Here is an 11,756-nt window from a genome sequence, read left to right on the forward strand (position 1 = left end):
TTCGCGAGGAGAGGGTAAGGGAGAGGGGCAGAGCCGACTCGCCGCGATGTTGTGGCGGCAGCCGACCGGCTCGTTTCCATTTGAGGATTTCCGATGCCCTACACCCCCGCCGAAAACCGCTACGAGAACATGATTTACAACCGCTGTGGCCGCTCCGGCCTGAAGCTGCCGGCAATCTCGCTGGGGTTGTGGCACAATTTCGGCGACGACACACCGCACAGCACCAAGCAGGCGATCGCGCGCAAGGCTTTCGACCTCGGCATCACGCATTTCGACCTCGCCAACAATTACGGTCCGCCGCCCGGTTCGGCGGAGATGGCTTTCGGCGAGATATTGCGCACCGATTTCGCCGGTTATCGCGACGAGCTGATCATCTCGACCAAGGCCGGCTACGAGATGTGGGCTGGCCCCTACGGCGAATGGGGCGGGCGCAAATACATGCTGGCCAGCCTCGACCAGAGCCTGAAGCGGATGGGGCTCGACTATGTCGATATCTTCTATTCGCACCGCTTCGATCCCGACACGCCTTTGGAAGAGACGATGGGCGCGCTCGACCATGCCGTGCGCTCCGGCAGGGCGCTTTATGCCGGTATCTCGTCCTACAATTCGCAGCGCACGCGCGAGGCCGCCGATATTCTGAAGCGGCTCGGCACGCCCTGTATCATTCACCAGCCGAGCTATTCCATGCTCAACCGCTGGGTCGAGGATGACGGCCTGCTCGACACGCTGGAAGGGCTCGGCGTGGGCTCCATCGTGTTCTCGCCGCTGGCGCAGGGCATGCTGACCGACAAATATCTCGGCGGGATTCCGCAGGGCAGCCGCGCAACGCAGGGCAAGTCGCTGAAGACAGCCTTCATCAACGACAAGACCATCGCCAACATCAAGGCGCTCAACGCAATCGCTGGCAAGCGTGGGCAGACGCTGGCGCAGATGGCGCTGGCCTGGGTGCTGCGCAAGGGGCGGGTGACGTCGGCGCTGATCGGCGCCAGCCGGCCGGAACAGGTCGAGGATTGCGTCGGTGCGCTGAAGGCGCTCGACTTCAGCGATGCCGAACTCGCCGACATCGACACCTATGCGCGCGAGTCCGACATCAACCTGTGGGCGGCTTCCGCGGAGCGCAATGGAGCGTCGAGGAAGTAAGCGAGATCGGCCCAGCAGCATTCAAGTCGGCCGACCATCAGGCAAATGGCGCGCCTTGGGGACGACGATATGGTCGTCTCAGCAGAAACAGTGGCAAAAAAGTCCGTTCATCGCTATCTGATGTGAAAGGGATTGCTTGCATGCGGCAATGGTGCGCAAGCGGCTGATAACGGGCTGGAACAGAATGATGGCGGCCAGGAATGTGCTGACGAAGAACCAGGTGTGCGTGCTCGAGAAACTCGAGGCCGCCAGCGGGCCGCTAAGCGCCTATACATTGCTCGACCAGCTTCGTGAGCAAGGATTTCGCGCGCCGCTTCAGGTTTATCGCGCGCTCGATACGCTGGTGAAGTCCGGCTTCGTGCACAGGCTCGAGAGCTTGAATTCCTTCGTTGCCTGCGCCGAACCGCACGACCACAGCCATTCGATGACAGCGTTCGCCATCTGCGACACATGCGGACAGGTAAGCGAGTTCTCCGACCACGATGTCGGCCACCGGCTCGACGAATGGGTGCGATCCACCGGCTTCGCCGCCAAGAAGGCGGTGATCGAGTTTCGTGGGACATGTGCCAAGTGTATCGCCAAGGCCGCCTGAAGGTGTGCTGATATTCGGGTGATTCCGGCCTGCAAATGGCAGTTTCCGGCGCTTCCGCTGCTCACCTACCCAAAAGTACGCTCCGCTCCGAACCTACCCAGTTTGGTCGCTTCGCGCCCGTCTTCGACTCCGGCTCGGCCTGACCTGAATCCCAACACACCTTGGCGCGATGCTAATGCGCCTCGTCCCAGTTGTTGGCGGCACGGGCGTCGACATGCAGCGGCACAGACATCGACACCGCCGGCATGGCCGCGTTTTCCATGACATGACGCACGACCGGGATCGTTGCTTCGACCTCCGCCTCTACGGTCTCGAAGATCAGTTCGTCGTGGACCTGCAGCAGCATGCGGGCCGAAAGGCCAGCCTTGTCCAGTGCCTCCTCCATGCGGACCATGGCGCGGCGGATGATGTCGGCGGCCGTGCCTTGCAGCCGGGCGTTGATCGAGGCGCGCTCGTTGAACGCGCGGAGCGAGGGATTGGACGATCTTATATCCGGATAATGGATGCGGCGGCCGAAGATCGTTTCGACAAAGCCGTGTTCGCGGGCGTAGGCCTTGGTCTCCTCGATGTAGTCGCGGATGCCCGGGAAGCGCTCGAAATATTTCTTGATGTAGTTGCCGGCTTCCTCGCGCGGGATCGACAGCTGGTTGGCGAGGCCGAAGGCCGAGATGCCGTAGATGATGCCGAAATTGATAGCCTTGGCCCGGCGGCGGATTTCCGAGGGCATGCCTTCGACCGGCACGTTGAACATTTCCGACGCGGTGATGGCGTGGATGTCGGCGCCGTCGGCGAATGCCTGCCGCAGCTGCGGGATTTCCGCGACATGGGCTAGCACCCGCAATTCGATCTGGCTGTAGTCGGCCGAGACCAGCCGGTGGCTCTTGTCGGTGATGAAGGCGGTCCTGATCTTGCGGCCTTCAGCCGTGCGCACCGGAATGTTCTGCAGGTTCGGGTCGGAAGACGACAGCCGGCCAGTCGTCGTCGCTGCCAGCGCGTAGGAGGTGTGCACGCGCTTGGTATCCGGATGGATGAAACCGGGCAGGGCGTCGGTATAGGTCGATTTCAGCTTGGTGAGCTGGCGCCAGTCGACGATCTTGCGCGGCAATTCATGACCCTCGGCGGCGAGGTCTTCCAGAAGCTGCGCCGAGGTCGACCACTGGCCGGTCTTGGTCTTGGAACCGCCGGGAAGGCCCATGCGCCCGAACAGGATGTCACCGAGCTGCTTTGGCGAGCCAATGTTGATGCGCTCGCCGATGAGCTGGTAGATTTCCTCTTCCAGCCGTGCCGCACCTTGCGCCAGTTCGCCTGAGAGCCGCGACAGGATCTGCCGGTCGACCGAGATGCCGCGCTGCTCCATGCGCGCCAGCACCGGCACCAGAGGCCGCTCCAGCCGCTCGTAGACGGATACAAGGCCCTTGGCGGCAAGCCGCGGCTTCAGCACCAGCCAGAGCCTGAGTGTCATGTCGGCGTCTTCAGCCGCATGGGCGGTCGCCTTGTCGACGGCGACCTGGTCGAAACCGACCGCGCTTTTGCCGGAGCCGGTCACGTCCTTGAGCTGGAGAGGGATATGACCAAGCCATTTCTCGGCAAGCGCATCCAGTCCGTGACCATGGTGGGTGCCGGCATCGAGCACATAGGAGATCAGCATCGTGTCGTCGAAAGGTGCGACATCGATGCCATAACGGCTCATCACGACAAGATCGTATTTCAGGTTCTGCGCGATCTTGAGAACCGATTTGTCCTCGAGCAGTGGCTTCAGCAGCGCCAGCGCGTCGCGAAGCGGGATCTGGTTTTCCAGGACGCCGCCGCCGAGCAAGTCGCCATTGCCGCTCTTGTGGGCAAAGGGGATGTAGGCGGCGCGGCCAGGTGCCGTGGCGATGGACAAGCCGATCAACTCGGCCTGCATCGGATCGGATGATGTCGCCCTGACGTCGAAGGCGGCAAGGCCGGCTTCCGTCGCCTCGGCGACCCAGGCCTTCAAGGCCGCGACGTCGCGTATGCAGTGATAGGCTGTCGTATCGATCTTGGCGGCGGTCGCGCGCTCAAGGCGAAATGCCGAGAGAAGCGAAGGGGTGTCGCCTTCCTTCGCAGCGCCGACGGTTTCGCCCGCCTCCGACGTCTGCGACCTGGAGGCCGGTTGGGCGATAGCAGCGCCTGAGCCGACATCCGGCCCGTGCGCTGCATCGGCACGCTCGACGGTAACCGAAACGGCCTGTACGTCACCAACATCGGTTCCGGTCGCTTCCGCCACGCGTCGCGTCAGCGAGGTGAATTCCATGGTCTTGAGGAAGCCGATGAGCTTGGGCCCATCCGGCGCATGCAGCACGAAATCGTCCAGGCCTTCGCTGACCGGCACGTCATCCTTCAGCGTCACCAGCTGACGCGAGATGCGTGCCTTTTCAGCGTTGGCGACGATCGATTCCCGACGCTTGTCCTGCTTGATCTCGCCAGCGCGGGCCAGCAGCGTGTCGAGGTCGCCGAACTGCTCGAGCAACTGCGCCGCCGTTTTTGGGCCGATGCCAGGCACGCCCGGCACGTTGTCGACGGAGTCACCGGTCAGTGCCTGCAGGTCGACCATCTTTTCGGGCGGCACGCCCCATTTCTCGATGACTTCGGGGATGCCGATCTGGCGATCCTTCATCGGGTCGTACATGCCGACCGTGGCGCCCACCAATTGCATCAGGTCCTTGTCGGACGAGATCACGGTGGTGTCGCCGCCCGCCTCACGGGCGAGCCTTGCATAGGTGGCGATCAGGTCGTCGGCCTCGAAACCTTCCATCTCGACGCAGGGCAGGTTGAACGCCCTCGTCGCCTGGCGGATCAGGCCGAACTGCGGGATCAGGTCTTCCGGCGGCGCCGAGCGGTTGGCCTTGTATTCGGGATAGAGTTCATTGCGGAAGGTTTTCGACGAATAGTCGAAGATGACGGCGAAATGCGTCGGCACGATGCCGACATCGGTGTTGCGGGCATCGAGCATCAGCTTCCACAGCATGTTGCAGAAGCCCGAGACCGCGCCCACCGGCAATCCGTCGGATTTGCGGGTCAGCGGGGGTAGCGCGTGATAGGCGCGGAAGATGTAGCCGGAGCCGTCGACAAGGAAGAGATGATCGCCTTTTTTCATGCCGGCAGGGATAGCGCGGCGCGGCGCCGCGGTCCATGCCAAAGGCGGCTTCAAATCGCGGTTCCGGCAACACCCTGACAGATCGATCCCAGCGCGCGGGCGGCCGTGATCCGCTCACGCCCATGTTACAAAAGTGTAATTTTCGTGCCCTTGAATCGCCACGTTCAAATACACAAATACACGTCATCGGCAGTTTTCGCCGAAGTCCGGAGCAAGGCCCGTCCCCCGCCTATCCCGGACATTGCGGCAGCCTATCCCCCCTCTCCGGGCTGCCGCATCGTTTCGAGTAAAAAGCCGCCGTGGTTCCCCCTCCACCACGGCGGCGCTTTTTTGCCCTTCGACAGCTTTCCGGGGCGTGGTCCAATGATCACGGGCTTTTCGTTTTCTCGCTCTGCCTTTACGGTTCGGCCTCTGAATCGAAAGGCTATCAACAATGTCCGCAGTTTCCCCCGTCCTCAACCGCCTCGACAAGAATCTCGACCAGAGCCTGGAACGCCTGTTCGGCCTGCTCAGGATCAAGTCGATCTCCACCGACCCGGCCTACGCCGCCGACTGCCGCAAGGCGGCGGAATGGCTGGTCTCTGAGCTCAAGCTGATCGGCTTCGATGCCAGCGTCCGAGATACGCCCGGCCACCCGATGGTGGTCGCGCATCACGAGGGCCCGGTGGGCGCGCCGAATGTGCTGTTCTATGGTCATTACGACGTCCAGCCGGTCGACCCGATCGAACTGTGGGAAAGCGACCCCTTCGCGCCCGCGGTCAAGGAAATCGAGCCCGGCCACACGGTAATCACCGGACGTGGCTCGGCCGATGACAAGGGTCAGCTGATGACCTTCGTCGAGGCCTGCCGCGCCTGGAAACAGGTGCATGGCAACCTGCCCTGCCGCGTCACCATCCTGTTCGAGGGCGAAGAGGAATCCGGCTCGCCGTCGCTGAAGCCGTTCCTGGAAGCCAATGCGGAGGAACTCAAGGCTGACTTCGCCCTGGTTTGCGACACTGGCATGTGGGATCGCGATACGCCTTCGATCTGCGTCGGGCTGCGCGGACTGGTCGGCGAGGAAATCACCATCAAGGCGGCCGACCGGGACCTGCATTCCGGGCTCTACGGTGGTGCCGCCGCGAACCCGATCCGCATCCTGGCCAAGATCCTGGCCGACATCCACGACAAGGATGGCCACATCACCATTCCCGGCTTCTATGACGGTGTCGAGGAAACGCCCACGCAGATCCTGAAGTCATGGGAGACGCTCGGCGAGACGGCCGAGACATTCCTGGGGCCGGTCGGCCTGTCGATCCCGTCGGGCGAAAAGGGGCGCTCGGTGCTGGAGCTGACCTGGGCGCGGCCGACGGCCGAGTTCAACGGCATCATCGGCGGCTACACCGGCAAGGGCTTCAAGACGGTGATCGCGGCGGAAGCCTCGGCAAAGGTATCCTTCCGCCTCGTCCACAAGCAGGACCCAAAGAAGATCCGCGCCGCGTTCCAGAAGTTCGTCGAGGAGCGCATTCCCGCCGACTGTTCGGTCGAATTCCATCCGCATGGTGGCTCGCCCGCAATCCAGCTTTCCTACGACTCGCCGTTCCTGGCCAAGGCCAAGAACGCGCTGTCCGACGAATGGCCGAAGCCTGCGGTGACGACCGGCAGCGGCGGCTCTATTCCCGTGGTCGGCGATTTCCAGACCTATCTCGGCATGGAATCCCTGCTGGTCGGCTTTGGGCTGGACGATGACCGCATCCACTCGCCCAACGAGAAGTATGAGATGAGCTCCTTCCACAAAGGGCAGCGCTCGTGGGCGCGCATTCTGGAGGCTTTGACCCGCTAGAGCGGCCCATCGTTTCACGGAAAACGCAGAGCCACGCTAGCTCTCTGTTTTGGCGCAATTCCTAGGGAAAGCGCTGCGCGCTTTCCCGGGAAAACCGTTTCACACTTTTCCTGGATTGCTCCAAGCGGCGGGAAGCCCACGTTTTCCTGTTGATTTTTCAGCGGATCGCGGCGAGGACGGATTACGAATTCCAGTTCTGCAGCGCCCTTGCGTATTGATTGCGCGGGTCGCTGCAGGCCACGACCGGAGAAGACAATGGCTGATATCCGCTTCCACAAAAACGACCTGCCCGACCTCACGCATTACAATGTCGGGGCGGTTGCCATCGACACCGAGACGCTGGGGCTCAACCCGCATCGCGACCGGCTCTGCGTGGTGCAGATTTCGCCGGGCGACGGCACCGCCGACGTGATCCAGATCGCGCCCGGCCAGAAGAAGGCGCCGAACCTCGTCAGCCTGCTCAGGAACCGCAGTGTGACGAAGCTTTTCCACTACGGCCGTTTCGATATCGCCGTGCTCTACAACGCCTTCGGTGTGATGGCGGAGCCGGTGTTCTGCACCAAGATCGCGTCCCGCTTGACCCGCACCTATACCGACCGGCACGGGCTGAAGGATATCTGCAACGAACTGCTGGGCGTCGGCCTGTCGAAGGCGCAGCAATCATCGGACTGGGCGGCGGAGACGCTGTCGCCCGAACAGCTCGAATATGCCGCTTCAGACGTGCTCTACTTGCACCGGTTGCGCGACGTGCTGGCGGGGCGGCTGGCGCGCGAAAATCGCACCAAGGAAGCTGATGCCTGCTTCCGCTTCCTGCCAACGCGTGCCAAACTCGACCTGATGGGCTGGGCGGAAGAAGATATTTTCGCGCACAGCTGATAGAAGCGTAGCGAGCTCTCAAAAAGGCTTTTGTGTCAGGAACCAGGACACAGTCCGCTGCGTTCTGTCGGCTCATGGAGGGGATGAAATGGCGGACCGCAAGCCCATATCGACCGCGCCGACGGATGGTTCAAAGGTCACTGTCCAATGGAAGGACAGCGACGGCGTGATCAACGAATCCATCGCCCAATATCGAGACGATGGCTGGTGGGTCTACATCGACAGCCATACACAGAAGAAAGTCGAGCCGACGAGCTGGCGGCCGGCATCCAGCGATGATGACGAGTGAGCGCCTCGCTGGCGGGACTGGCTGCTTTCGAATAGCCTGAAGTCGTTGATATCAAGGCCGATTCGGAGCCTTCCGCTTCGCTGTCGCGCCTTTGCTCGGAGGAACGCTCTATGGGTATTGAAAGCCTTCTCGTCATCATGATCATTGGTGCCATCGCCGGCTGGCTCGCCGGTCTTATTGTCTCGGGTTTCGGCTTCGGCCTGATTGGCAACATCATTATCGGTATCGTCGGTGCGTTCATTGCCGGCTGGCTTTTCCCGCGGATCGGCTTCTCCATCGGTGGCGGCATTATCGCTTCCATCATCCACGCCACTATCGGCGCCGTCATCCTGCTGGTGCTGGTCAAGGTGCTGAAGCGAGCTTGACGCTCGGCAAACGACAACAGGGGCGCGCCATGAAGCAGAACACACTCTATCTCGTCATTGGCGCGCTCGTCGTCGCGGTCATCGCGCTTGGCGTCTATGTCTATCGCGAGGAAAACAAGCCAAAGGGCGTCGAGCTCAAGATCGACGACAAGGGCATATCGATCCAGCAGAATTGAGCGCCGGCAGTCGGCTGATCCAGGATTTCGGCCGTCGCTTGACCGGCAAAGCCTTTGTCGTGCTTACTCTACCCATTGCGTTCAACGCGAGGCGGGCATCAGGGTTAGGGCAGGGGTTGCAGCTTCAAGTCGGTCCGGATTGGACCCTCTGATGATTGATCAGATAGGGTTCGAAGCCAGCGATGCCGTGCGGGCAGCGCTGTCGGCGGTTGGGCGCACGGAGGACCTGCGTTTCTCGCCGGACAATCGCCTGCTGGCGCTTGCCGGATACGGGCGCCGGCGCTGCCTGATCCTGCACGTCGACATCCAGCCGACGCCCGATGGTCCCGGGATCACCATCCATGACTTCATGGAACTGACATCGGACAGCATGGGCGAGATTCACGGTCTCGATTTCATCGACGACCGGACGTTTGCGGTTGCCAATCGCGACGGGCTGGTTGCGATATTTGCCCTGCCTCCCGGAGAGCCGACGGGCCAAAGCAAAGGCATCGCACCCCTTCGCGAAATCAAGGGCGGGCCGTTCTGCAAGCTGAAAACGCCGGGCTCGGTTGCCGTCCGGCAGGAGTCGCATGGACGCTACAGCCTGCTGGTCTGCAACAACTACACGCACCGCGTCACGCGCCACGTGGTCAATCCTTGGCTTGGCCACCGCGCCACAGGGAACCACCTGCTTCTGAAGCAGGGCCTGGACATACCGGACGGCATTGCGGTCAGCCATGATGGCCAATGGATCGCCGTCAGCAGCCATGGCACCAGGGATGTGAAGATATACAGGATGTCGGCTTCTCTGGGGCCGAAGACCGAACCCACCGCGAGCCTTCAGGACGCCAATTATCCGCATGGCGTGCGTTTCACCGCCGACGATCGGCACATACTGGTTGCCGATGCGGGCAGCCCGATGCTGCATGTGTATGAACGCGGCGCCGGTTGGGACGGGGCCCGTATGCCGTCGCGTTCCATTGCCGTTCTCGACGAGGAAACCTTCCTGCGCGGAAGGACCAACGACGAGGAGGGCGGGCCGAAAGGCCTCGACATAGATCGATCGAATAGCGTCGTGGCGGTAACCTGCGAAGAGCAGACGTTGGCTTTCTTCGCGCTGGCATCGATAACCGGCCGGTAGGCGCTGAAGATTGATCGATCTCCACGGCAACTATTTGATTTTATTCAAAGTATCTTGTCGATGACGTGGACAATAGACGACAGGGCAGGGGTCACTCCGCTTTCAATATGTCGAGAGGCAAGCCAATCCAAGCATGGAATAAAGGTGACGCAACGGCACTTCCGCAGTATGATCACGGCATAGGGCGTTTGGGGTCTGACCACCTACTCTTAGGAGGTTGCCATGAGGCACCAAACACTGGATCAACTGCATATGGTGGCCGAGGTCCGCAGAGACCCGACACATCCTCGAATGAACCGAACCCAGCGTCTCGAACGCTGGGCAGAGCTTCTTGAACAGCAGCCCAACCGGCTCCTTGCCGCACTTGCCGGAACTGAATACCGTTCGCCGCCCGAGCGCGATGTCATGCGGGTTGAAGGCACGCCCATATCGGTTGCCTTCGAGGATCCGCTTTTTCGCAATGAGGGGTTGAAAGACGACAGTTATGGCCAAGCAAAGAGCTTCTTCGAATTGACCGACAATCAACTCCACGAAATAGTCTGCTACTGCCATGTTGGCGCAACGATGCAAGCATCCAGGGCAGCACAATCCGTTCGCTACGCGATTGGAGGGCGTGGGTTCTTCGCCGGATTGCGAGACTCCTTTCGCTGACGGATGATGCACTAAGCTGGATGACCTGGTGACAGGGTCATCCGTGGATTCAATGGCTTGGAGCGCGATCGAAAGCCGTACCGGCCACTGCCCTTGCCGATCGCGCTCCCACGCCGGGCATGTTTCCAGCGGCAGCCTGGGCCCAGGACTTGGCGAGCACTGCTCGCCAGTTGTCGACGAGACGCATAGCAGTTCCTTTCCACCTCACCAGCAGGTTTTCAGGTGTTGTGAATGCTGGTATTGAGTGGCTTATGACATTGGGGCAGGCCGACGATCGGCGATACGGTTCGATCGACGCCCTGCGGGCAATAGCCGTGTGTCTAGTCCTAAGCTTTCACTTTACGTCGCGCTTTCGATTGAATACATGCATTTCGATCCGTCCGTGGCTGCTCCTTGGAACGGCGGCGTCGGGGTTCTTCTGTTTTTCATCGTCAGCGGCTATTGCATCGCGATGACGGCCGAGAAAGCCGACAATATCTCGAAATTCTGGCTCCAGCGATTTGCGCGACTGCAACCAGCCTTGATGGCGTGCATCGTGATCACGCTGATATTTGTCTCAACCCTAGGGCTTCCGGGTCGAGAAGTTTCAATGATTGATGCCGTCCACAATGCATTGTGGATTCCGCTCTTTTCGCCAACGCCTTTGGTCGATGGAGCCTATTGGTCCCTGCTCGAAGAGGCGAAATTCTATTTCGTCTTCGGCCTTATGTACTATCTCTGCCGCAGTCGGATTTTGCTGCTCTTTGGCTGTTTTACTGTGATCGGCGCGGTGTTACAAATCTACCGTATCGGGGCAGATCATCACGCCGCGATATTTCCCTTCAAGGGCATGGCTCGCCCCTATTTTTTCTATCCATACAGTATCTTCTTTCTTATGGGGATTGCCGCACGGCGGTCGAATTATGGCGTTCAGACTGGCATCTTCCTTGTTGCAGCAATTGCCATTTGGAAGTTTTGGGGAAACTCACTCTCTACCGTATGGACGATTTTAGCGATTTCCATCGTTGGGATAGTCGGAGTCCAGATGCGTGGATTCCGTATTTGGCGGCCGATCACCTTTGTCGGTTTGATTAGTTACCCGCTATATCTCATCCACCAGAACGTCGGGGTTGCCACAATTCGAGCGCTTCAGCCCGCCGTTAACGACCCTTATCTACGCATAGCTATCGCGACTTCGATTGTTCTGATTTTGGCGGCATTCGTGGCTTGGTCTGTAGAGCATAGATTTCGTCGCGCCATAGAGACGTTCGCGATGCGGATGGTGGCCTTCGATCCAAGATCACACCAATCTATTCCGCCGGAAGCTCGCTAGCTTCACTCGCAGGGCTCGCGCGACTGCCTAGTCAATTAGCGATGCCGTCCGGCCCGGTGCTCGGCAACCTCGACCTTGAGCAGGTCCAGGGCATGGGTGCGGGTGACGCACCTCGCCAGCGGAAAGGACGAGTTGGTTTCAGCTCGACGAGTAAAACATTCCGCCAAGTTTGCCCTACCACGCTTCCATTTTCCAGCAACGATGGTCGGTCGATCGCAAGGTCGCGAAGCTGCCTGGGAAGGGTTGGGGCTCGCGATTTGCGGGCATTCGGCATTACCGAGGGAGAACGTCG

The 11,756-nt window shown here is 60.7% G+C and carries 11 protein-coding genes; 10 read left to right on the top strand and 1 reads right to left on the bottom strand.

The window, feature by feature from the left end; all coding sequences use genetic code 11:
- The first annotated feature begins 93 nt into the window (after positions 1-93).
- Together mgrA and LGH82_RS24675 are read left to right on the top strand one after the other, a co-directional pair.
- Entirely contained in the window at positions 94-1,140 is a 1,047-nt protein-coding gene (gene mgrA, locus LGH82_RS24670) for an L-glyceraldehyde 3-phosphate reductase (protein ID WP_227345233.1), read from the top strand.
- A 187-nt stretch (positions 1,141-1,327) separates the two neighbouring features.
- Positions 1,328-1,732, top strand: coding sequence for a Fur family transcriptional regulator (locus LGH82_RS24675; RefSeq protein WP_319799891.1), 405 nt, complete (start codon positions 1,328-1,330; stop codon positions 1,730-1,732).
- 172 nt (positions 1,733-1,904) lie between these two features.
- Here the strand turns inward: LGH82_RS24675 and polA are convergent, their stop codons facing one another.
- On the bottom strand, positions 1,905-4,853 hold the full coding sequence (polA, locus tag LGH82_RS24680) for a DNA polymerase I (RefSeq protein WP_227349678.1): 2,949 nt from the start codon (positions 4,851-4,853) through the stop codon (positions 1,905-1,907).
- Positions 4,854-5,286: 433 nt separating this feature from the next.
- On the opposite strand from polA, the gene LGH82_RS24685 reads away from it, so the two are divergent.
- The 8 genes from LGH82_RS24685 (at position 5,287) to LGH82_RS24720 (ending at position 11,464) form a co-directional block, all read left to right on the top strand.
- Complete coding sequence (locus tag LGH82_RS24685) at positions 5,287-6,672, top strand: M20/M25/M40 family metallo-hydrolase (protein ID WP_227345235.1); 1,386 nt, start codon at positions 5,287-5,289, stop codon at positions 6,670-6,672.
- A 255-nt stretch (positions 6,673-6,927) separates the two neighbouring features.
- A complete protein-coding gene (locus tag LGH82_RS24690) occupies positions 6,928-7,548 on the top strand; it encodes a ribonuclease D (protein WP_227345236.1) in 621 nt (206 codons plus the stop codon).
- 88 nt (positions 7,549-7,636) lie between these two features.
- Positions 7,637-7,837, top strand: coding sequence for a hypothetical protein (locus tag LGH82_RS24695; protein ID WP_227345237.1), 201 nt, complete (start codon positions 7,637-7,639; stop codon positions 7,835-7,837).
- 110 nt (positions 7,838-7,947) lie between these two features.
- Positions 7,948-8,202: a GlsB/YeaQ/YmgE family stress response membrane protein gene (locus LGH82_RS24700; protein WP_227345238.1), complete on the top strand. Its 255-nt coding sequence runs from the start codon at positions 7,948-7,950 to the stop codon at positions 8,200-8,202.
- Between the two features lie 29 nt (positions 8,203-8,231).
- Positions 8,232-8,378: a hypothetical protein gene (locus LGH82_RS24705; RefSeq protein WP_227345239.1), complete on the top strand. Its 147-nt coding sequence runs from the start codon at positions 8,232-8,234 to the stop codon at positions 8,376-8,378.
- A gap of 151 nt (positions 8,379-8,529) precedes the next feature.
- On the top strand, positions 8,530-9,501 hold the full coding sequence (locus LGH82_RS24710; protein ID WP_227345240.1) for a YncE family protein: 972 nt from the start codon (positions 8,530-8,532) through the stop codon (positions 9,499-9,501).
- Between the two features lie 222 nt (positions 9,502-9,723).
- Positions 9,724-10,152 (top strand): hypothetical protein, encoded by a 429-nt coding sequence (locus LGH82_RS24715; RefSeq protein WP_227345241.1) that lies wholly within the window; start codon positions 9,724-9,726, stop codon positions 10,150-10,152.
- A gap of 364 nt (positions 10,153-10,516) precedes the next feature.
- A complete protein-coding gene (locus tag LGH82_RS24720) occupies positions 10,517-11,464 on the top strand; it encodes an acyltransferase family protein (RefSeq protein WP_227345242.1) in 948 nt (315 codons plus the stop codon).
- Positions 11,465-11,756 lie beyond the last annotated feature (292 nt).

This window comes from Mesorhizobium sp. PAMC28654, from assembly GCF_020616515.1.
Classification (GTDB): domain Bacteria; phylum Pseudomonadota; class Alphaproteobacteria; order Rhizobiales; family Rhizobiaceae; genus Mesorhizobium.